Genomic DNA, 19,914 nt, shown 5'->3' with positions numbered 1-19,914 from the left:
TGACTCCAAACGCCCGACAGCAATTGTTAACGCCGTACTGCTCGTCCAGCTCATTGATCAACGAGAATGATCTTTGGAGTCCAAAAGCAGGAGAGCACTGGCCTTTTTTAGGATTTCAATGTCCAGGTCTTTTTGCCTGAGCAACGCTTTGAGCTGCTGAATTTCCCGCTGATCGGCGGTGATTGCCTTGGCCCCCACCGGGGTCGAACCCAAGCGTTCCTTGCGAACCTGGTCGACCCAGCGGCGCAAGGCCGTAGGGCCAATATCCAAACTGGCACAAACATCGGGAACTGACTGGCCCTCGTCCAGCACCATGCTGGCGGCCTTGAGTTTGAACTCACTGGAGTAAGATTTACGCATAACCAAAAACACCTCAGATTTGGGCGCCATCATAGCGCCCGATTGAAGTGTCCAAAATCATTAGGCCAGTTCAGCTTGCTCGCGATAGCGGTGGTTCAGTCGCAGGGATGTTGGGCTTGCTGGCCTCATCACGAGCGAGCTCGCTCCCACAGATTTTTGTGTCGTGTGCAGATGCTGTGAACACCCGCGAATTCATGTGGGAGCGAGCTTGCTCGCGATGGCGTCGGGTCAGTCGGGATTGACGTTGACTGACACACCGCCATCGCGAGCAAGCTCGCTCCCACAGTTTTGCCGGGCGTTCACAGACTTCGCAGTCACCACCCACCCTCTGTGGGAGCGAGCTTGCTCGCGATAGCGGAGGATCAGTTTGCAGCGATGTGGGATGTGTTGACGTCATCGCGAGCAAGTTCGCTCCCACAGTTTTGCCGGGCGTTCACAGACTTCGCAGTCACCACCCATCCTCTGTGGGAGCGAGCTTGCTCGCGATAGCGGAGGATCAGTTTGCAGTGATGTGGGATGTGTTGACGTCATCGCGAGCTGGCTCGCTCCCACAGGTTCGTCCACGGCTCTTGCGATTAACGTGTACGCCAGCCCAACTGGCTTGAGATCTGCTGGGTGGCGTGCATCAGTTGCTTGACGTAGTCCTGCTTCAACTCTTCCCTGAAGCGAAAGCACGGGAATGAAACACTCATCCCGCCGATCACATGGCCAAAACGGTCGCGGATCGGTGCCGCCAGGCAACGCATGTTGTCTTCGAACTCTTCATGGTCCTCGGCATAGCCTTGCTGTCGAACGGTCTCCAGTTCCTGCAGATACGCCTCGGCGCTGGTCAGGGTATTGGCCGTGCGACGCTCGAAGCTTTCCTGGGCCAGGTGGGCGAGCAACTCGTCTTCTTCGAGCCAGGCCATCAGCACCTTGCCGATGCCGGTGCAGTACAACGGTGCCCGTCGGCCGATCCGCGAGTACATGCGCAGGTTGTACTTGGAGTCGATCTTGTGCACGTAGACGATGCTGCCTTCGTCGAGAATCCCCAGGTGGACGGTCTCGCCGGTCAGCTCGTTGATCCTGCGCATCCCGGGCTCCGCTTCCCGGACGATGTCCAGGTGGGGCAGGGCCTGGGCGCCCAGTTCGAACAGCCGGACGCTGAGGCGATAGCGATCCTCGGCGTCCTGCACCACATACCCACGGGCCTTGAGCGACTGCAGGAAGCGATAAACCGTGGCCTTGGACATGTCCAGTTTGGTGGCGATTTCCGACACGCCGCTTTCTTCCGGATGTTCGGCCAATGCCTCGAGCACGGCCATGGTCCGGCCCACCGCCGACACCAGATCGTTATTGGGAATGACGCTGTTGTCCATGAAGGCTCCAACGTGAAAGTAAAACCCAAGGATATACGCAAGCAGAACAAAACGCTGTTTCATTTTTGCTTGACGAGGCCGGAAATCTGACTAGACTCGGGCCTTGAGATAAAAATGAAACGCCGTTTTAAAAACAAGAAAGGCGCGTTGATGATGGATTTATCGCTCAACCATGGCCCGCAGGCCCGCTTCGCCCGCCCGCTGAAAGTGGCGTTGGTGGGGGAGTGCATGATCGAGATGCGCGGTGAGCCGGGTGCCGCGATCACGCAGACCTTCGGTGGCGATACGCTCAACACCGCGGTCTACCTGGCCCGATTGAATCCCCATGGCGCAGTGGCCGTGGACTACATGACGGCCGTGGGCAGCGATGCGTTCAGCGTCGCCATGCGCCGGTCCTGGCTGGACGAGGGGATCGGTGATGCTCATGTCCGCGTGATCGAAGGCGCGCTGCCGGGGCTGTATTTCATCCAGACCGACCCCCACGGCGAGCGGCGCTTCCTCTACTGGCGCGGGGAAGCGGCGGCGCGGCGCATGTTCGAGGGCCCCGAGGCCGACGCCATGCTCGCTGCACTGGCCGATTACGATTACGTCTACCTGAGCGGCATCAGCCTGGCGATCCTCACACCGGAAGGGCGCCAACGCTTGATCCGGGCCCTGCCCAGGGCTCGTGGCGCGGGCACGCGCATCGTCTTCGACAACAATTACCGCCCCCACCTCTGGCCCGATCCTGAATCGGCCCGGCAGGCCTACCGCGACCTGTTGCACCTGACCGACCTGGCGCTGGTCACCTGGGAAGATGACGCGAGCCTGTTCGGCTATCGCGACCCGGACGCCTTGTTCAGTGCCTACGCCCAGGCGGGCGTACGCGAAGTCGCCCTCAAGCGTGGCGCCGCCAGTTGCTTGATCCAATGTCCGACAGGGCGTTTCGAGGTGCCCGCGCAAACCGTTTCCGATGTCGTCGACACAACCGCTGCCGGTGATTCGTTCAGTGCCGCCTACCTGGCCTGTCGCCTGCGCGGCGGCGATCCACAGCAGGCCGCCCGCTGGGGGCATCGCCTGGCGGCCCAGGTCGTTCGATACCGGGGCGCACTGATTGCCCAGGCGGCCATGCCGGACATGGGCGCATCCTCACTTCCTTCTGTTGCACAGGTCTGATTTTATGAAAATCGTTGAAGCGCGCGTCATCGTCACCTGCCCGGGGCGCAACCTGGTCACGTTGAAAATCGTCACCGATGAAGGCCTCTACGGCATCGGCGATGCAACCTTGAATGGCCGCGAACTGGCGGTCGTCGCCTATCTGGAGGAACACGTCCTGCCCGCGCTGATCGGCCGCGATGCCCACCGCATCGAGGACATCTGGCAATACCTGTATCGCGGTGCGTACTGGCGTCGGGGACCGGTGACCATGACGGCCATCGCCGCCGTCGATGTGGCGCTCTGGGACATCAAGGCCAAGGCCGCGAACATGCCCTTGTACCAATTGCTCGGCGGCAAGAGCCGCGAGCGGGTGATGGTCTATGGGCATGCCACCGGCAAGGACATCGAAGGGTGCCTGGACGAAGTCGCCCGTCACGTCGAGCTGGGCTATAAAGCCGTGCGTGTGCAATGCGGCGTGCCCGGCATTGCCACCACCTACGGTGTCGCCAAGCGCAGCGGCGAGCGCTATGAACCGGCCGACAGCGACCTACCCGCCGAACACGTCTGGGACACCGCCAAATACCTCAACTACGTCCCCAAGCTGTTCGCCGCCGTGCGCGAACGTTTTGGTGATGACCTGCATATCCTCCACGACGTGCACCACCGCCTGACGCCCATCGAAGCCGGGCGCCTGGGCAAGGCCGTGGAACCGTACAACCTGTTCTGGCTGGAAGACTGCACGCCGGCCGAGAACCAGCAGAGCTTCCGCCTGATTCGCCAGCACACCACCACGCCGTTGGCCGTGGGCGAGGTGTTCAACTCCATCCATGACTGCCGCGAGTTGATCCAGGAACAGTTGATCGACTACATCCGCACGACGCTGGTGCATGCCGGCGGCATTACCCATGTGCGGCGCATTGCCGATTTCGCCGCGCTGTTCCAGGTGCGCACGGGCTTTCACGGCGCCACCGACCTGTCGCCGGTGTGCATGGGCGCGGCCCTGCATTTCGATACGTGGGTGCCCAACTTCGGCATCCAGGAACACATGCCTCACGAAGACCGCATCGATGAAGTCTTCCCCCATGCCTACCGCTTCGAGGACGGCCACTTCACACCGGGCGAAACCCCAGGGCATGGCGTCGACATCGATGAAGACCTTGCCCGCCAGTACCCCTACAAGCGTGCCAGCCTGCCGGTCAACCGTCTCGAAGACGGCACGCTCTGGCATTGGTGAAGCGGCTTCAACCCTTTGAGCAAACGGGGCGAACGCCCCGTCAGGAGTGACTGATGAAAGCGTTCCAGGTAAGAGCACCCTTCGAGTTCGGGCTGGCCCAGGTCGACCAACCCCAAGTCGCCCACGGCGAGGTCCAGGTCGATGTGGCGTATGCCGGCATCTGCGGCTCGGACATGCACATCATTCATGGGCAGAACGCATTCGTGCGTTTTCCCCGTGTCACCGGCCATGAGTTCTCCGGGGTGATCCGGCAAGTCGGTGAAGGCGTCGAGCACCTGCAGGTGGGCGACCGGGTGTGCATCGATCCGGTGATCAGTTGCGGCACCTGTTATCCCTGCCGCATTGGCCGCCCCAATGTCTGCACGCGGCTGCAAGTGATTGGCGTGCACCGCGACGGAGGCTTCAGCGAGCAGGTCTGCGTACCGGCCGAAAACGCCCACCGCCTGCCCGATGCGATGTCCCTCAGCCACGGCGCCCTGGTCGAGCCTTATTCCATTGCCCTGAACGTACTCGATCGCATGCAGCCGCACCCTGGCGACAGCGTGTTGATCTACGGCGCCGGGGTGATCGGCCTGACCCTGGTGCAAATGGCCCGGGCGTTGGGATTGACCGACATTACCGTCACCGATGTCATCGACAGCCGCCTGGAGACGGCACGGGCGCTGGGCGCCAGCCGGACCCTCAACGGCCAGCAAGTGGATGTCGAAGCCGTCATGCGCGAGCTGACCCAAGGCGAGGGCGTGCCGTTGATTGTCGATGCCGCCTGCATTCCGGCACTGATGCCGCAGATGGTGCGCCTGGCCTCGCCGGCCGGGCGTATCGGGTTGCTGGGCTTCAATGCCACGCCCAGTGATCTGGTGCAGCTGGAAATGATCAAGAAGGAACTGACCCTGGTGGGGTCGCGGCTCAACAACCGCAAGTTCCCCCGGGTGATCGAATTGATCGCCAGCGGCAAGTTGCAAGTCCAGGACCTGATCAGTCATCGCGTCACCTTCGACGAAATGCCCGGCGCCATCGACCTGATCGAAAAGCACCCCGAGCAAACCCGAAAAGTGCTGGTGGAGCTGACGAACGCCCATCACTGAGCCGTCGGCACCACCGGTTTCACCGTGCCTGTCATGGGCACCCTCACCGAATAAACACAACAAGCGGGAGGTTCCACCATGTTTGGTCAAGGACGTAGCTTAATCATCATCATGCTGTTCCTGGCCGGGGTCATCAATTACCTCGACCGGTCGGCATTGTCTGTGGCAGCACCTTTCATCCAGAAGGACTACGGTCTGAGTACGGGTGAGATGGGCATGATCTTCAGCAGTTTTTTCGTCGGCTATGCGGCCTTCAACTTCATCGGTGGCTGGGCCGCCGACCGTTACGGCGCCAAGACCACCTTGCTGCTGGCCATGGTCTTGTGGTCATTGTTCAGCGGCCTCACGGTGCTGACGGTGGGCTTCGCTTCGCTGGTGCTCATCCGCATCCTGTTCGGCATGGGCGAAGGACCGCTGAGCGTCACCACCAGCAAGATGGTGAACAACTGGTACACCCCCAAGCGCAGGGCGCGGGCGCTTGGCGCATCCATGTCCGGTACGCCGCTGGGTGGGGCGATTTCCGGTCCGGTGGTGGGCTTTATCGCCGTCACCTACGGCTGGAAGATCTCGTTTCTTATCATCATGCTAATCGGCCTGGTCTGGGCGGCGGTGTGGTTCAAGTTCGTCAAGGAACGGCCCGAAGGCGAGGGCGCCGAGGATATTCTCCGAGCCGAGGGGCAGGGCGAGCTGGCGGCACAACAGGTGTTCCCTTTGCGGTTCTACCTCAAGCAGCCGACGGTGCTGTTCACCTCCCTGGCGTTCTTTTCCTATAACTACACCTTGTTCTTCTTCCTGACCTGGTTCCCCAGCTACCTGACCATGGCCCACGGCTTGAACGTCAAGGACATGAGCATCGCCACGGTCATTCCCTGGGTCCTGGGTTTCCTCGGCCTGGCCCTGGGCGGCTTCATCTCCGACTTCGTGTTCAAGAAAACCGGGCGGATGATGTTCTCCCGCAAAGTGGTGCTGGTGACGTGCCTGCTGGCCTGCGCCGCCTGCATCGCCTGTGCCGGGATGGTGACTACCTTGTATCCAGCGGTGATTCTCGTCGCCTTGGCGGTGTTCTTCCTTTACCTCACCGGTGCCATCTATTGGGCGATCATCCAGGACACCGTTCCGGCGGCGCGGGTGGGCGGCGTCAGTGGTTTCATGCACTTTCTGGCGAACACCTCGGGCATTGTCGGTCCGACCCTGACGGGCTTTTTGGTGCAGTTCACCGGTTCGTTCACCAGTGCGTTCCTGCTGGCGGGGCTGTTGACCGTGATCGGTGCCGTGTGTGTGGCGCGCTACGTTAAACCGCTGTCGGTGACGGATACCGGCAGCGCGGCGGCACAAAGCCCGCAGCCCGTTTCGGCCCTGGGCCGTTCCTGAACAGAAGGAGTGAGTCGATGCCTGTTGTGAAACGTGTACCTTGCACCGGCAGTGCAACGCAGATCGGTATCGTGCACCTGGGCCTGGGCGCGTTTCATCGCGCGCACCAGGCGGTCTACCTGCAACGCCATCTCAATCGCCATGGTGAAAGCGACTGGGGCATGTGCAGCGCCAACCTGCGCTCCAATCGCACCTTGGTCGAGCAATTGCGCGAGCAGGACGGTCGCTACCATGTGGCCGAATACCGCGACCGCGAGCAAGTGACGCTGCGCGAGATCGAGGTGCTGCGCCAGGCCTTGTATGTGGGCGAGGGCGGTCCCGACCTGGAGCAGTTGTTGCAGCGCATGGCCGCGCCGCAGACGCGGATCGTCACGCTCACGGTCACTGAAAAGGGGTATTGCCTGAGCCCGTCTTCGGGGCAACTGCGCAGCGAAGACCCGGCGATTGCCCATGACCTCGCCCATCCGCAAGCGCCGCGCTCGGCCCCCGGGATCGTCCTGGAAGCCCTGCGCCGGCGCCGCGCCGCAGGCGTCCCGGCCTTCACAGTGTTGTGCTGTGACAACATGCCCGACAACGGCCAACGCACCCGCCAGGCAGTCAGCGCGCTGGCGGCGTTGCAGGATGAGGCACTGGCGCAGTGGGTCGAGCAACAGGTGGCGTTTCCCAGTTGCATGGTCGACCGCATCGTGCCAGCGATGGACGGCGAGTCCTTCCGCCGGCTGGAGCAACTGGACTGTCACGACCCGGCGGCAGTGGTCTGTGAAAGTTTCAGCCAGTGGGTGATCGAGGATCACTTTCCCCTTGGCCGCCCGGACTGGGAAGTGGAGGGCGTACAGATGGTGGACGACGTGGGCCCGTTCGAAACGATGAAGTTGCGCATGCTCAATGGCAGCCATTCGTTGCTGGCCTATGTGGGACTGCTGGTCGGTCACGAAACGGTGTTCGAGGCCGTCAGTGACGCGAACCTGCTGCACCTGATCGGACGCTACATGGCCGACGAGGCGGCACCCACGCTGGACATGCCAGCGGGTATCGATCTTTCGGTCTATGCCCACGATCTCAAGGCGCGGTTCGCCAATGACAGCCTGCAACATCGCCTGCGCCAGATCGCCATGGACGGTTCGCAGAAGCTGCCGCAACGCTGGTTGCTGGGTGCGCAGCGACTGCTTGATCAGGGACGTGACATCGCCTGCACCGCCTTGGGCATCGCCGCCTGGATTCGCTACTGCACGCAGCCGTTGTCCGGCGGTTCGGCGCAGGTGATCGATGACCCGTTGAGCGCCACCTTCGCCGATCTTGCGGGACGATTCGAAGGCCCGTCGCTGGTGGAGGCGTTTCTGGATCTGGATGAAGTCTTCCCGGCTGAGTTGTCGGCTCGCGCGGCGTTTCGCGATGCAGTGCAAGGCGCCTATGACGCCCTGGCCCACGATGGCATCGGCAGCTTTTTACTCACGTTTACCGCACCCAACTGATCACAAGGAGAAGAACATGGAACAGACATGGCGCTGGTTCGGCCCCAAAGACCCGATCTCCCTGGCGGACATCCGCCAGACCGGTGCGACCGGTATCGTCACGGCGTTGCACGAAATTCCCAATGGCCAGGTGTGGCCGGTGGACGCCATCGCGGCGCGCAAACAGCTGATCGAAGCGGCCGGCCTGAGCTGGTCGGTGGTGGAAAGCATTCCGGTGCACGAAGACATCAAGCGCGGCTGCGGGCGGCGCGACGAGTACATCGCCAACTACCAGCAAAGCGTGCGTAACCTGGCGAGCTGCGGCATCGATATCGTCTGCTACAACTTTATGCCGGTGCTGGACTGGACCCGAACCGATTTGTCTTTCGAGCTGGCGGATGGCGGCTGGGCCTTGCGTTTCGATCAAACCGCGTTTGCCGCCTTCGACCTGTTCATCCTCCAGCGCCCGGGAGCGCAGGCTGAATACAGCGCCGAGGACATCCGGCAGGCCAAGGCCTACTTCGAACAACTGACGCCGGCCCGGCGCGAAACCCTGGTCAATACCCTGATTGCTGGCTTGCCCGGTGCCGAGGAACACTACAGCCTGGACAACTTCCGTGACTTGCTGCGCACCTACGCCGACATCGACGAGGCCAAGTTGCGCGAACACCTGGGGTATTTCCTGCGTGCGGTGATCCCGGTTGCCGAGGCGGTGGGTGTGCGCATGGCAATCCACCCGGACGATCCGCCCCGGGCACTGCTCGGCTTGCCACGCATCCTGTCCACCGCCGAAGACGCCCAATGGCTGCTGGATGCCGCGCCAAGCCCGGCCAATGGCCTGACGTTCTGCACCGGTTCCTATGGCGTGCGCGAAGACAACGACCTGGTGGCGATGGCCAAGCACTTTGCGCCGTTCATCTACTTCACTCACTTGCGTTCAACCCGCCGGGAAACCGACCCACGCAGCTTCCATGAAGCCCATCACCTGGACGGCGACGTCGACATGGTCGGGGTCATCGGCGCCTTGGTGGCTGAAGAGCGCCGACGTGAACGCGAAGGCGGCCCGCGCTTGCCGCTGCGTCCAGACCATGGGCATCAACTGCTGGACGATCAGCACCGCAAGAGCAATCCCGGCTACTCACTGATCGGTCGCCTCAAGGGCCTGGCGGAAATCCGCGGCGTGGAACTGGCCGTGCGCCGACAACTGGGCTAGGCACTCCCTGTGTGGCTTAGGAGCCCCGTGGTGAGGGAGGTAAATTCCTGCGGGATTATCGGGGCTAAACGCATTTCCCCTGTGGGAGCGAGCTTGCTCGCGAAGCGGTATTTCAGCCTGCAAGGCTATTGACTGTGCCGCCGCCATCGCGAGCAAGCTCGCTCCCACAATGGCTCAGCCTTCGAGCCCGCGCCGCTCGATCACGCCGAACACATCCGCCACATCCTGCACCAGGATCCGGGCGACATTGGTGATGGTGTTGATGTCGCTCGTTGCCGAATCACGCAGGCTGCTGCAGGCCACCAAGGTCAGGTAATCGAGCGTGGCGTGCAAGCGTTCGCTGGCACAGGCGTGGAGTTCGGGCAGTGGGGCGTGGGTGTCGATCAGCAGGACGGGGTGGGTGGTGGCGGTTTGGGTGAGAGGTGTGAAGCGTTGATCGCGTTGATTCATGGCAATAGTTACTCATTCTTCGTATCAAGAAAAAGCTACTTCGATCCGCTGCGAAACGAATGGGTGGTAGCTGCGCGTGGGTTCGCAGACCGAGGATACGAAGGAACCCGGCAGACCCGAAGATCTCCCACACACAGCCACCATAAAATGACGTCGAACGCCAAAGGCGCTCATTGTCACTTTTATGATGCTTGGTTGCTACCGTATCTGTCGGGCTGCGAAACCCAGCCACTGACCAAAGCCAGCGACGAACCCAACTATAGAAGTCGATCCCGGTACCCACAACCGGCCTGTAGGACGCCCCCGCCCCCCGTGGCGAGGGAGCTTGCTCCCGCTCGGTGGCGCAGCCGCCGTAAAACCGGTGCCGGCGGTCTGTCTGGCGAAACGCGGCGGCCGGTTTGGGGCCGCTTCGCAGCCCAGCGGGAGCAAGCTCCCTCGCCACAGGGTGTAAATTCCTACGAGATTTTCGGATCGCTATTGGCCACGCTACAAAACGCCCCTATAACCCGCTTCCCTGCTGACTCAAGTCTCCTGTGGGAGCGAGCTTGCTCGCGAAGCGGTATTTCAGCCTGCAAGGATATTGACTGTGCCGCCGCCATCGCGAGCAAGCTCGCTCCCACATTGGCTCAGCGCCATATCATGCTAGACACATCCTGCACCTGATCTCTATGGCGAGATTCAGCGGTAATCCCGAAAAAACGCCCTGATATCCTCCGCCAACAACTCCGGCTGTTCCAACGCAGCAAAGTGACCACCCCGAGGCATCTCGGTCCAGCGCTTCACCTCGCAGCAACGCTCCACCCAGCTCCTTGGTGGCATGGGCAGTTCCCTAGGAAACAGCGCCACCCCAACCGGCGGCTTCAAACGTTCGCCGCTGTTGAACTGCAACGGCCGCTTGCTGCCCTCCACGTATTGGCGAAACGACGAGCCGATACAGTGCGTCAGCCAGTACAGCGTCACATTGGTCAGTAACCATTCTCGGTCAATAGCGGGGCTGTCATCACACCAGGACAGGATCTTTTCCCCCATCCACGCCAATAGCCCTGCAGGTGAGTCATTCAGGCCCACCGCCAGGCTCTGCGGCTTGGTTCGCTGAATGTGCCCATAGGCGCCTTCGGCATCGGCAAATGCCGCCGCGCGTTGCAGGAAGGCCGTTTCTGCCTCGGTCAGCGCTGGCTCGTTTTCGCCAAGTGGAGGGCGATAGGAGCCCGGGATGTAATTGAGGTGAATACCCGTGACTCGCTCGGGAAACCGCACGCCAAGCCAGGTCGACACACCCGCGCCAATGTCCCCACCCTGGGCGCCGAACCGCTCGTAACCCAGCCCGCTCATCAACTCACTCCACAAGCCCGCCACTTCATAGGGGCCCATGCCGGATTGCTGGAACGGTGCGGAAAAGGTGTAGCCGGGCAGCGACGGCACCACCACATCGAAGGCGTCCGCAGGATCGCCGCCATGGCGGGCCGGGTCCGTCAGCAGCGGGATGATACGTTGCATCTCGATAAACGAGCCAGGCCAGCCGTGGGTAAGGATCAACGGTCTCGGACTCGGCCCGACGCCACGTTGATGAATGAAGTGCACCCTTTGCCCACCGATGTCGGCGACAAATTGCGGCAAGCGGTTCAGCGCTGTTTCCTGGGCGCGCCAATCGAACGTGTCCGACCAATAGGCGAGCAGTTCCCGCAGCACCTCCATGTCCATGCCTTCGCGCCAACCTTGCCCGGCCAGCGGTTCTGGTAGCCGGGTGTGCTTCAGGCGGTGTCGCAGGTCTTCAAGGGCGTGTTCCGGGATGTTGGTAACGAAAGGTTCGACGAACATGTTCCGTCCTATTGTCAAAATGACTTCCATTGCATGGCGAATCAGTTGCCGGCATGGCCCGCGCGCAGCTAGTGTAGCCGCGATGGCCGTGCTTGACGCTGGGTGGGTACAGCACTTGAAAACGGAAGTTTCTAACGAAGGAGTGGTACATGGCACGCTATTTCAAGAGCCCGGACAGTGATCAAGTTGAAGAGGTGGACGCGTTCCAGGTGTTGGCGATTCTGTTCTTGGGCGTGATCTATCTGTTTTTCGCAGGGCTCTGGCGACACTTGTCTATCTGGCTCGGCATCGTGGCGATCGGGCTTGTGGCGGGACCGCCATGGATGGCTGGGGCTACGGTGCTGCTGCATGTCGTTTACTGTTTCATGATCCGCAAGATTGTCGCGCAGGATTACTTGCGCAAGGGTTGGATTGAGGTCGCTGATCCGAAAGCGGTTGAGACTTCGGTGCATTGATGGCGTTTGCCAGAAATTGAAGGCCCCCTCAACGCCGCCCCGTCCGCGTACTCACATCCACCCACACCGCCAGCACCAGGATGCTGCCTTTGACGATCATCTGCCAATAACTGTCGACGTCGAGCATCGACATGCCGTTGTCCAGGCTGGTGATCACCAGCGCACCGAGAAGGGCGCCGTAGACCGTGCCGGAGCCGCCGCGCATGGAGGTGCCGCCGATGAAGCAGGCGGCGATGGCGTCGAGTTCGCCCATGTTGCCGGCCGAGGGTGAGCCGGCGGCCAGGCGTGCGGTGTTGACCACGCCGGCGAGGGCGCACATCACGCCCATGATGCCGAAGATCCACAGCTTCACCGCCTGTACGTTGATGCCGGACAGGCGCGTGGCTTCCATGTTGCTGCCCACCGAGTAGACGCGTCGGCCGAACACGGTCTGGCTGGTGACGTAGCTGAACACCCCCAGCAGGATCAGCAGGAGCAGCACCGGTACCGGGATGCCGTCGTAGCTGTTGAGGGTATAGACGAACCCGGCCAGCACCGCGCCGATCACCACCACGCGCAACACGTCACGCACCAAGGAGTGAGCCGCCAGGCCATGGAGGGCGCGGTTGCGCCGCTGTTTCCAGGTCAGGAACAAGGTCAGGGCGAACAGCAGGATGCCAAGCCCGGTCCCGACCGTGTGCGGCAAGTAACCTTGGCCGACGTAGACCAGTTCCGGTGACACCGGGGCAATGGTGGTGCCGCCGGTCACCCCCAGCAGGACGCCGCGAAACGCGAGCATGCCACCCAGCCCGACAATGAACGACGGAATGCGCAAGTACGCGGTCATGTAGCCGTTGCCCAAGCCGATCACCAAGCCGCACAAGGCCACCAGGCTCAGGTTCGCCAGCAGCGGGATGTGATAAACCACATCGAGGATCGCCGCCAGGCCCCCCAGCAGCCCAAGCAGCGAGCCCACCGACAGGTCGATCTCGCCGCTGATGATCACCAGCACCATGCCACAGGCAAGAATCCCGGTGATGGACATCTGCCGCAGCAGGTTGGAGAGGTTGCGCGGGGTTACGAACCCACCCTCGGTCTGCCAACTGAAGAACAGCCAGATCAGCGCCACGGCGATCACCAGCGCAAGCATTTTGTAGCGGGAAAACAGCTGTTTGACCTGATTCATCTACGCGGACTTCCGATCATTATTGTTATGGCCGTCGGGATGGCTGAGTGCGGCGGCGAGCACTTGTTCCTGGGTGAGTTCGTGGTTGATGAAGTCGCCGCGCAACTGGCCGTCGCCGATCACCAGGACGCGGTCGGAGACCCCCAGCACCTCGGCCAGCTCCGAGGAGACCATGATGATCGACACGCCTTCGGCCGCCAGGGCGCCCATCAACTTGTAGATTTCATACTTGGCGCCGACGTCCACTCCGCGAGTGGGCTCATCGAGAATCAGCACGCGGGGCTTGGTCAGGAGCATTTTCGCCAATACGGCTTTTTGCTGGTTGCCGCCGGAGAGGCTGGTGATCGGCAGGAATGGGCTCGCGGTCTTGAGATGCATGCGCGCGATTTCCTTGTCGATGCTGCCTAGTTCGGCTTCGGCGTCGATGCGGGTCAGTTTCGAGTAGTTGTCCAGCACCGCCAGAGTGATGTTCTGGCCCACCCCCAGGTCCGGGATGATGCCTTGGCGCTTGCGGTCTTCGGGGACCATGCACAGCCCGGCGCGGATCGACTTGAGCGGCGTGCGCGTGTCGATTAGCTGGCCGTTGAGCCAGACTTCGCCTTCGTAGTGGCCGGGGTAGGCGCCGAACAGCGCCGAGACCAGTTCCGTACGCCCGGCGCCGACCAGTCCGGCGATGCCAAGGATCTCCCCGCGCTTGAGGACGAAGGAAATATCGTCGACCCGTTTGCGCTTGGGGTTGTCGACGTCGTAGCAGGTGACGTGGCGCGCCTCGAAAATCACCTCGCCGATGTCATGGGGTTCGGTGGGGTAGAGGTTGTTCATTTCCCGTCCGACCATCTGGGTGATGATCTTCGGAATGTCCATGTCGGCCATGGCGGTGGTGGCGATGTGTTTGCCGTCGCGAATCACCGAAATGGTGTCGCACACGGCGGCCACTTCATCGAGTTTGTGGGAGATATACACGCAGGCAACGCCCTTGGCCTTGAGGTCGCGGATGATGTCCAGCAGCACCTCGATTTCCGAGCGGGTCAGGGCCGAGGAGGGCTCGTCGAGGATCAGCAGTCGGGCTTGCTTGTTCAGTGCCTTGGCGATTTCCACCAATTGCTGGTAGCCACCGCCGTACTGGGAAACCGGCAGCGACACGTTCATGTCCGGGACCTTGAGTTCACGCATCAGGGCTTCGGCGCGGTGGATCATCGCCGGGTAGTTCATGCGCCCGCCGGGCAGCGTCAGTTCGTGGCCCATGAAGATGTTTTCCGCCACCGACAGGTCGGGAACCAGGGTCAGTTCCTGGTGAATGATGACGATCCCGGCGGCTTCGGTTTCGCTGATGGACTGCGCCTTGAGCGGCTGGCCGTCCCAAATGATCTCGCCTTCCCAGGTGCCGTGGGGATAGACCGCCGACAACACTTTCATCAGCGTGGATTTGCCCGCGCCGTTTTCACCGCACAGGCCGACGCATTCCCCGGGCCTGACCTTGATATCGATGCCGTTCAGGGCTTTGACACCGCCAAAGGTTTTGACGATGCCGTTCATTTGCAGCAGGTAGTCGGACATGGCAGGACTCATGGAAAAGGGCTCACACATACGCAGGGGGCAAGTATTTCCTGGTGTCAGTCAGCCCCCTGTGGGAGCGAGCCTGCTCGCGAAAGCGGTGGCTCGGCTTGCATCAGTATTGGATCTGGTGCCGCCATCGCGAGCAGGCTCGCTCCCACAGGAACTGTGTTTAACCAAGCGCTGTGTCACTGCCCGGCGATCTGCGCCTTGGTATAGAACCCGTCCTTTTCCAGCAGGTCGATGTTGTCCTTGGTCAACGGCGTAGGGGTGAGCAGGATGGTGTCGACTTTCTTGCTGCCATTGTCGTATTGCGAGCTGAAGGTGGGCTTCTCGTTGCGCGCCAGTTGCACCGAGAGCTTGGCGGCTTCGGAGGCAATCAGTTTCAGTGGCTTGTAGACGGTCATGGTCTGGGTGCCATCGATCACGCGCTTGACCGCCGCGAGGTCGGCGTCCTGGCCCGAGATCGGCACCTTGCCGGCCATTTTCTGCGCGGCCAGGGCCTGGATGGCGCCGCCGGCGGTGGCGTCGTTGGAGGCGACGATGCCATCGATCTTGTTGTTGTTCCGGGTCAGGGCGTTTTCCACAATGCTCAAGGCTTCGGTGGGGTTCCATTCCTTCACCCACTGCTGGCCGACAATCTTGATATCACCCTTGTCGATGGCCGGTTGCAGCACTTTCATCTGGCCTTCGCGCAGGACCTTGGCGTTGTTGTCCGTGGGCGCGCCACCGAGCAGGAAGTAATTGCCCTTGGGCGCGGCTTTCAGCACGCCGCTGGCCTGCATCTCGCCGACCTTTTCGTTATCGAATGAAATGTAGGCGTCGATATCGGCATTGAGGATCAGTCGATCGTAGGACACGACCTTGATCCCGGCCTTCTTGGCTTCGGCGACGGCATTGGTCAGCACGGTGGCGTTGAACGGCACGATGACGATCACATCGACGCCACGGGAGATCAGGTTTTCGATCTGCGAGATCTGCTTCTGCTCGTTGGCATCGGCGGACTGGACGAAGACCTTGGCGTCGAGTTTTTCCGCCGCCGCGACGAAGTAGTCACGGTCCCGCGACCAGCGTTCCAGGCGCAGGTCATCGATGGAGAAACCGATTTTCGGATGGGCCGCATCGGCCATGACCGGAAGCGAGAGCAGGGCGAGGGCGCCGGCGAGCAGGGTACGTTTGAATGTTTTCATGTAGTGCGTCCTTTTATTGTTGTTTGAAAGACACTGCCTGACGATGAGCGTGATACCGGGTAGAACTGTAGAGCGTTGCAGGACGCTGTGGGCACAGATTTGTCGCGAGAATGTAACGGCCTCTTTGGTGGGGCAGACAAATCAGTTTGTTCTTCCGGGAGGGCCGCTTCGCAGCCCGGCGGGGATAAATCCCCTCGCCACATTTGTCAGGGGTAGATAAACCGATTGACCACGTTCTCGAGCATCTCCTGGCGACCGCTGACAGCCTGGGGATTCAGCTCGTTGGTAAAGGCGTGCTCGGCCAACGATTCAAGGCTGAAGTCGCCGGCCAGCACCGCCTTGCCAAACGGTTTGTGCCAGCCTGCGTAGCGCTGGTCCTTGAACTGTTGCAACTGATCGTTCTGGACCATGGCTGCCGCGCGCTCCAGGGCGAGGGCGAGGACGTCCATGGCGGCGACATGGCCGTGGAACAGGTCGATATCGTCCAGGCTCTGGCGCCGGACCTTGGAATCGAAGTTGAACCCGCCATTGCCGAACCCGCCAGCCTTGAGGATTTCGTAGGTGGCCAGGGTCATTTCTTCGACGCTGTTGGGGAACTGGTCGGTGTCCCAGCCGTTTTGCGGATCGCCGCGGTTGGCGTCGATGCTGCCGAAGATTCCCAGGGAGACGGCTGTGGCGATCTCGTGGTGGAAGCTGTGCCCAGCGAGGGTGGCGTGGTTGGCTTCGATGTTGACCTTGATCTCGTTTTCCAGGCCGAACTGCTGCAGGAAGCCGAACACTGTGGCGCTGTCGTAATCGTACTGGTGCTTGGTCGGCTCCTGGGGCTTGGGTTCGATCAGCAGGTCGCCTTTGAAGCCGATCTTGTGCTTGTGCTCGACCACCATGCGCATGAACCGGCCCAGTTGCTCGCGCTCGTGTTTCAAATCGGTATTGAGCAGGGTTTCGTAGCCTTCGCGACCGCCCCACAATACGTAGTTGGCGCCTTTGAGACGCTGGGTGGCGTTCATGGCGCTGAACACCTGGGCGGCGGCGCAGGCGAACACTTCCGGATCTGGGTTGCTGGCCGCGCCTGCGGCAAAGCGCGGGTTGCTGAAGCAGTTGGCGGTGCCCCACAGCAGCTTGATTCCGGTCTGCTCCTGGTGGCGTTCCAGGTGGTCGATCATCTGGGCGAAGTGGTTGCGGTACTCCCTGAGCGAGCTACCTTCCGGGGCGACATCGGTGTCGTGGAAGCAGTAGTAGTCGATGCCCAGCTTGGAGAAGAACTCGAAGGCCGCTTCGGCCTTGCCGATGGCCACTTCCATCGGATCCCCGGCGTGCTGCCACGGGCGCTTGAACGTGCCGGCACCGAACACATCCGAGCCCGGCCAGACGAAGGTATGCCAATAGCAGACCGCCATGCGCAGGTGTTCGCGCATGGGTTTGCCGAGCACCAGTCTGTTGGCGTCGTAGTGACGGAAGGCAAGCGGCGAATCGCTGGCGGGGCCCTCGTAGCGAATCTTGTCGACACCGGGGAAGTACGGCATGTGCGGGTTTCCTTTTTATTCTTGGCGGTGTCTCGATACTAACGCCGGCCCCGAGGCTGCTGATTATGAAAATCACCAACGGGCAGTTCGATTTTGAGTATTGAGATTCGTCGGCCGCGCGCCTAGTCTGTGTCCACCGGCACAGGGTTAAGCCAATGAAAACCGTCCCGCCCGTTCACCGCATCGCGCTGTTGTTCAACGGCAGCAAGATCTACGACCGCGGCATCATCAGCGGTATCGGCAACTACTTGAGCAGCACGCGTGCGTCCTGGGACTTGTTCCTCGAGGAGGATTTTCTCTGCCGCCTCAAAGGCATCGAGCGCTGGCAGGGCGACGGGATCATTGCCGACTTCGACGACCCGCTGATCGGCGAGGCGCTGGCCGGGATCAAGCTGCCGGTGGTGGCGGTGGGCGGTTCCTATCAGGATGAACGCGCCTACCCGAAGGGCATCCCCTATGTCGCCACCGACAACGACGCGTTGATGAGGTTGGCCTACGAGCACCTGATCGAGGCCGGGCTGACCCGCTTCGCCTGTTTCAGCCTGCCTGAAGCTCAAGCCAATCGCTGGGCCCAGGAACGGGAGAAAGCCTTTCGCCGGCTGGTGCAGCGCGACGGCCTGAAGGCCGAGGTCTATCGCGGCATGGGCACCAGCGCACCGCTCTGGGACAGCGCCGTCGAACAGCAGATCGCCTGGCTGCAAAGCCTGCCCAAGCCCATCGGCATCATCGCCGTCAGCGACGCCCGCGCCCGGCAACTGCTGCAAGCCTGCCTGACCGCCGGGATCGCCGTGCCGGAGCAAGTGGCGTTGATCGGCATCGACAACGACCCGCTGACCCGCAGCCTGACGCGGGTGCCGTTGAGCTCGGTGATCCAGGGCACCGAGACCATGGGCCGCACCGCCGCACGCCTGCTCCACCAAATGCTGCACGGCATGCCGTCCACGGGCACACAGATTCTGATTCCACCTGATGCGGTCAATGTGCAGGTGTCGAGCCTGCATCAACCGTTGGGCAACCCTTATGTCATGCAGGCACGGCTTTTCATCCGCCAATATGCCTGCCAGGGCATCAAGACGGCCCAGGTGGCGGCTTATGTAGGGATATCGCGCTCATCGCTGGAAGCGCATTTTCGCAAGGAGCGGGGCTGCAGCGTCCACGATGAAATCCTGCGCTTCAAACTGACCGCTGCCGCCAACGGGCTGGAAAACACCGACGCACCGATTGCCGACATCGCCCAGAGTTGCGGTTTCAAATCGGCGCAATACCTGCACACGGTGTTTCGCCGCGAATTCGGCTGCACGCCTCGGGAGTATCAGCAGGGGGCAAGTGCGGGAACTCAATGACCTGCCACAAGGAGTACACCACCGCGTCGTCCTTGTGGCAAGGTTGCGGGCTTCATCGAATATTTAGGGACGGATGGAATGACGCTCAGGGTCATGGTGGTCGGTGGGTATGGAAATTTCGGCAGTATCGTTTCCAGGCACCTGGTGGTGATGCCAGGCGTACAGCTGGTGATTTCGGGGCGCGATGCCCAAAAACTGCAGCGCAAAGTCGATGAATTGAACGCCCGTTCGGGCACGGTATGTGAAAGTTGGTGCGGCGACGCCATGGGCCCAGGCTTCAAATCTGCCCTTGGCTTGATGAACATCCAATGGGTCATTCATACCGGCGGCCCCTTTCAAGGGCAATCCTATGCCGTCGCCGAGAGCTGCATCGACGCCGGCGTGAATTACTGCGACTTGTCGGACAGCAGAGCCTTCGTCACCGGCATTGGCGCACTCGACACGCGGGCAAAACAGGCAGGCGTGGCGATCCTCAGTGGTTGCAGCTCAGTGCCGACGCTCTCGGCCGCCCTCATCGATCAGCAGCGGCATCGCTTTAAACGCATCGACACGATCGAGCATGGTATTTCCTCTTCGGCCAAAATGCCGGGGTTGTCCACCGTCGAAGGCGTTCTCGCCTATGCGGGTAAGCCGATCAGGCAACTCAGGAATGGCCGGGTGCATGAGGTTCTGGGATGGCAGGATCTGACGCTTCGCAGAATGCGCTACATGGGCACCCGGGTACTGGCCAATGTCGACGTGCCGGACATGGATATCTTCGCCAGCCGCTATGGTGCCCAGAACCTGAGCTTCAAGGCCGGCGCAGGCCTGAAGCTCGGCGGTATTGCCAACTACCTGCTGGCCCAGGCAATGAGGATGGGGCTGGTGCGCGACCATCTCCCCTGGGCGGCCAGGCTTCATCGGTGGGGGCTCTGGTTCGAACGATTTGGCGATGGCAAAAGTGCAATGTACATCGACGTCCATGGCATCGGTGCCGACGGCGAGCCGCTGTCGTTGAACGTGCAGCTCACCGCCATGAACGACAAAGGGCCGGAAATTCCCAGCTGTGCAGCCGTTGCCTTGGCGGCGAAAATCGCCCAGGGGTATCTGCCCGAACCCGGCGCTCGGGCCTGTGTGGGTGAAATCACCGTCGACGAATACATGGCCGCCATCAACGATCCGCAAAACCTCAGCCTGTCCGTGCATTTCTCTGACGGGCAGGGTTGAC

At 61.6% G+C, this 19,914-nt stretch carries 17 protein-coding genes; 9 read left to right on the top strand and 8 right to left on the bottom strand.

Going from position 1 to position 19,914, the window contains the following annotated elements; translation table 11 throughout:
• Positions 1 to 57 precede the first annotated feature (57 nt).
• The gene (locus tag BLQ55_RS29545) at positions 58 to 360 is read right to left on the bottom strand and encodes a transposase (RefSeq protein ID WP_256326664.1); all 303 of its coding nucleotides are present in this window, start codon (positions 358 to 360) and stop codon (positions 58 to 60) included.
• A 575-nt stretch (positions 361 to 935) separates the two neighbouring features.
• Positions 936 to 1,718 (bottom strand): DNA-binding transcriptional regulator KdgR, encoded by a 783-nt coding sequence (gene kdgR / locus BLQ55_RS29540; protein ID WP_092204559.1) that lies wholly within the window; start codon positions 1,716 to 1,718, stop codon positions 936 to 938.
• Between the two features lie 153 nt (positions 1,719 to 1,871).
• Between kdgR and BLQ55_RS29535 the strand changes: the two genes are divergently transcribed.
• From BLQ55_RS29535 to uxuA, 6 genes are all read left to right on the top strand, one after another.
• The gene (locus BLQ55_RS29535) at positions 1,872 to 2,873 is read left to right on the top strand and encodes a sugar kinase (RefSeq protein WP_092204604.1); all 1,002 of its coding nucleotides are present in this window, start codon (positions 1,872 to 1,874) and stop codon (positions 2,871 to 2,873) included.
• 4 nt (positions 2,874 to 2,877) lie between these two features.
• Positions 2,878 to 4,089 carry a D-mannonate dehydratase ManD gene (manD, locus tag BLQ55_RS29530; protein ID WP_060742694.1) on the top strand — a complete coding sequence of 404 codons (1,212 nt, stop codon included), beginning with the start codon at positions 2,878 to 2,880 and terminating at the stop codon, positions 4,087 to 4,089.
• A 53-nt stretch (positions 4,090 to 4,142) separates the two neighbouring features.
• The gene (locus tag BLQ55_RS29525) at positions 4,143 to 5,174 is read left to right on the top strand and encodes a Zn-dependent oxidoreductase (protein WP_072410057.1); all 1,032 of its coding nucleotides are present in this window, start codon (positions 4,143 to 4,145) and stop codon (positions 5,172 to 5,174) included.
• 78 nt (positions 5,175 to 5,252) lie between these two features.
• Positions 5,253 to 6,545, top strand: coding sequence for an MFS transporter (locus BLQ55_RS29520; protein ID WP_092204561.1), 1,293 nt, complete (start codon positions 5,253 to 5,255; stop codon positions 6,543 to 6,545).
• A 17-nt stretch (positions 6,546 to 6,562) separates the two neighbouring features.
• Positions 6,563 to 8,017 (top strand): mannitol dehydrogenase family protein, encoded by a 1,455-nt coding sequence (locus tag BLQ55_RS29515; protein WP_092259054.1) that lies wholly within the window; start codon positions 6,563 to 6,565, stop codon positions 8,015 to 8,017.
• A gap of 16 nt (positions 8,018 to 8,033) precedes the next feature.
• Positions 8,034 to 9,209, top strand: a complete 1,176-nt coding sequence (uxuA, locus tag BLQ55_RS29510; protein WP_092259051.1) for a mannonate dehydratase — start codon at positions 8,034 to 8,036, stop codon at positions 9,207 to 9,209.
• Between the two features lie 174 nt (positions 9,210 to 9,383).
• On the opposite strand, the gene BLQ55_RS29505 is transcribed toward uxuA, so the two are convergent.
• Positions 9,384 to 9,659 carry a fructose-bisphosphate aldolase gene (locus BLQ55_RS29505; protein WP_092259048.1) on the bottom strand — a complete coding sequence of 92 codons (276 nt, stop codon included), beginning with the start codon at positions 9,657 to 9,659 and terminating at the stop codon, positions 9,384 to 9,386.
• A 678-nt stretch (positions 9,660 to 10,337) separates the two neighbouring features.
• A complete protein-coding gene (locus tag BLQ55_RS29500; protein ID WP_092259044.1) occupies positions 10,338 to 11,477 on the bottom strand; it encodes an epoxide hydrolase family protein in 1,140 nt (379 codons plus the stop codon).
• 149 nt (positions 11,478 to 11,626) lie between these two features.
• On the opposite strand from BLQ55_RS29500, the gene BLQ55_RS29495 reads away from it, so the two are divergent.
• Positions 11,627 to 11,932: a hypothetical protein gene (locus BLQ55_RS29495; protein WP_092259041.1), complete on the top strand. Its 306-nt coding sequence runs from the start codon at positions 11,627 to 11,629 to the stop codon at positions 11,930 to 11,932.
• Between the two features lie 28 nt (positions 11,933 to 11,960).
• On the opposite strand, the gene BLQ55_RS29490 is transcribed toward BLQ55_RS29495, so the two are convergent.
• From BLQ55_RS29490 to xylA, 4 genes are all read right to left on the bottom strand, one after another.
• Complete coding sequence (locus BLQ55_RS29490; protein WP_003201312.1) at positions 11,961 to 13,097, bottom strand: sugar ABC transporter permease; 1,137 nt, start codon at positions 13,095 to 13,097, stop codon at positions 11,961 to 11,963.
• The gene (xylG, locus tag BLQ55_RS29485; RefSeq protein WP_092259038.1) at positions 13,098 to 14,654 is read right to left on the bottom strand and encodes a D-xylose ABC transporter ATP-binding protein; all 1,557 of its coding nucleotides are present in this window, start codon (positions 14,652 to 14,654) and stop codon (positions 13,098 to 13,100) included.
• Positions 14,655 to 14,839: 185 nt separating this feature from the next.
• Positions 14,840 to 15,841 (bottom strand): D-xylose ABC transporter substrate-binding protein, encoded by a 1,002-nt coding sequence (gene xylF, locus BLQ55_RS29480; protein WP_025213958.1) that lies wholly within the window; start codon positions 15,839 to 15,841, stop codon positions 14,840 to 14,842.
• 206 nt (positions 15,842 to 16,047) lie between these two features.
• Positions 16,048 to 17,364 carry a xylose isomerase gene (gene xylA, locus BLQ55_RS29475; protein ID WP_092259035.1) on the bottom strand — a complete coding sequence of 439 codons (1,317 nt, stop codon included), beginning with the start codon at positions 17,362 to 17,364 and terminating at the stop codon, positions 16,048 to 16,050.
• A 155-nt stretch (positions 17,365 to 17,519) separates the two neighbouring features.
• Between xylA and BLQ55_RS29470 the strand changes: the two genes are divergently transcribed.
• Positions 17,520 to 18,707 (top strand): XylR family transcriptional regulator, encoded by a 1,188-nt coding sequence (locus tag BLQ55_RS29470; protein ID WP_092204568.1) that lies wholly within the window; start codon positions 17,520 to 17,522, stop codon positions 18,705 to 18,707.
• Positions 18,708 to 18,785: 78 nt separating this feature from the next.
• Positions 18,786 to 19,913, top strand: a complete 1,128-nt coding sequence (locus BLQ55_RS29465; protein ID WP_092259032.1) for a saccharopine dehydrogenase family protein — start codon at positions 18,786 to 18,788, stop codon at positions 19,911 to 19,913.
• Position 19,914: the final 1 nt, after the last annotated feature.

Source organism: Pseudomonas sp. NFACC13-1, assembly GCF_900104425.1.
Taxonomy (GTDB): Bacteria; Pseudomonadota; Gammaproteobacteria; order Pseudomonadales; family Pseudomonadaceae; genus Aquipseudomonas; species Aquipseudomonas fluorescens_AA.
This window is presented reverse-complemented; position numbering and strand designations above follow the sequence as displayed.

Excerpts from the sequence above, each read along its gene's own strand:
- BLQ55_RS29545 (WP_256326664.1), bottom strand. The coding sequence starts at position 360 with ATGCGTAAATCTTACTCCAGTGAGTTCAAACTCAAGGCCGCCAGCATG.
- kdgR (WP_092204559.1), bottom strand. The coding sequence starts at position 1,718 with ATGGACAACAGCGTCATTCCCAATAACGATCTGGTGTCGGCGGTGGGC.
- BLQ55_RS29535 (WP_092204604.1), top strand. The coding sequence starts at position 1,872 with ATGGATTTATCGCTCAACCATGGCCCGCAGGCCCGCTTCGCCCGCCCG.
- manD (WP_060742694.1), top strand. The coding sequence starts at position 2,878 with ATGAAAATCGTTGAAGCGCGCGTCATCGTCACCTGCCCGGGGCGCAAC.
- BLQ55_RS29525 (WP_072410057.1), top strand. The coding sequence starts at position 4,143 with ATGAAAGCGTTCCAGGTAAGAGCACCCTTCGAGTTCGGGCTGGCCCAG.
- BLQ55_RS29520 (WP_092204561.1), top strand. The coding sequence starts at position 5,253 with ATGTTTGGTCAAGGACGTAGCTTAATCATCATCATGCTGTTCCTGGCC.
- BLQ55_RS29515 (WP_092259054.1), top strand. The coding sequence starts at position 6,563 with ATGCCTGTTGTGAAACGTGTACCTTGCACCGGCAGTGCAACGCAGATC.
- uxuA (WP_092259051.1), top strand. The coding sequence starts at position 8,034 with ATGGAACAGACATGGCGCTGGTTCGGCCCCAAAGACCCGATCTCCCTG.
- BLQ55_RS29505 (WP_092259048.1), bottom strand. The coding sequence starts at position 9,659 with ATGAATCAACGCGATCAACGCTTCACACCTCTCACCCAAACCGCCACC.
- BLQ55_RS29500 (WP_092259044.1), bottom strand. The coding sequence starts at position 11,477 with ATGTTCGTCGAACCTTTCGTTACCAACATCCCGGAACACGCCCTTGAA.
- BLQ55_RS29495 (WP_092259041.1), top strand. The coding sequence starts at position 11,627 with ATGGCACGCTATTTCAAGAGCCCGGACAGTGATCAAGTTGAAGAGGTG.
- BLQ55_RS29490 (WP_003201312.1), bottom strand. The coding sequence starts at position 13,097 with ATGAATCAGGTCAAACAGCTGTTTTCCCGCTACAAAATGCTTGCGCTG.
- xylG (WP_092259038.1), bottom strand. The coding sequence starts at position 14,654 with ATGTCCGACTACCTGCTGCAAATGAACGGCATCGTCAAAACCTTTGGC.
- xylF (WP_025213958.1), bottom strand. The coding sequence starts at position 15,841 with ATGAAAACATTCAAACGTACCCTGCTCGCCGGCGCCCTCGCCCTGCTC.
- xylA (WP_092259035.1), bottom strand. The coding sequence starts at position 17,364 with ATGCCGTACTTCCCCGGTGTCGACAAGATTCGCTACGAGGGCCCCGCC.
- BLQ55_RS29470 (WP_092204568.1), top strand. The coding sequence starts at position 17,520 with ATGAAAACCGTCCCGCCCGTTCACCGCATCGCGCTGTTGTTCAACGGC.
- BLQ55_RS29465 (WP_092259032.1), top strand. The coding sequence starts at position 18,786 with ATGACGCTCAGGGTCATGGTGGTCGGTGGGTATGGAAATTTCGGCAGT.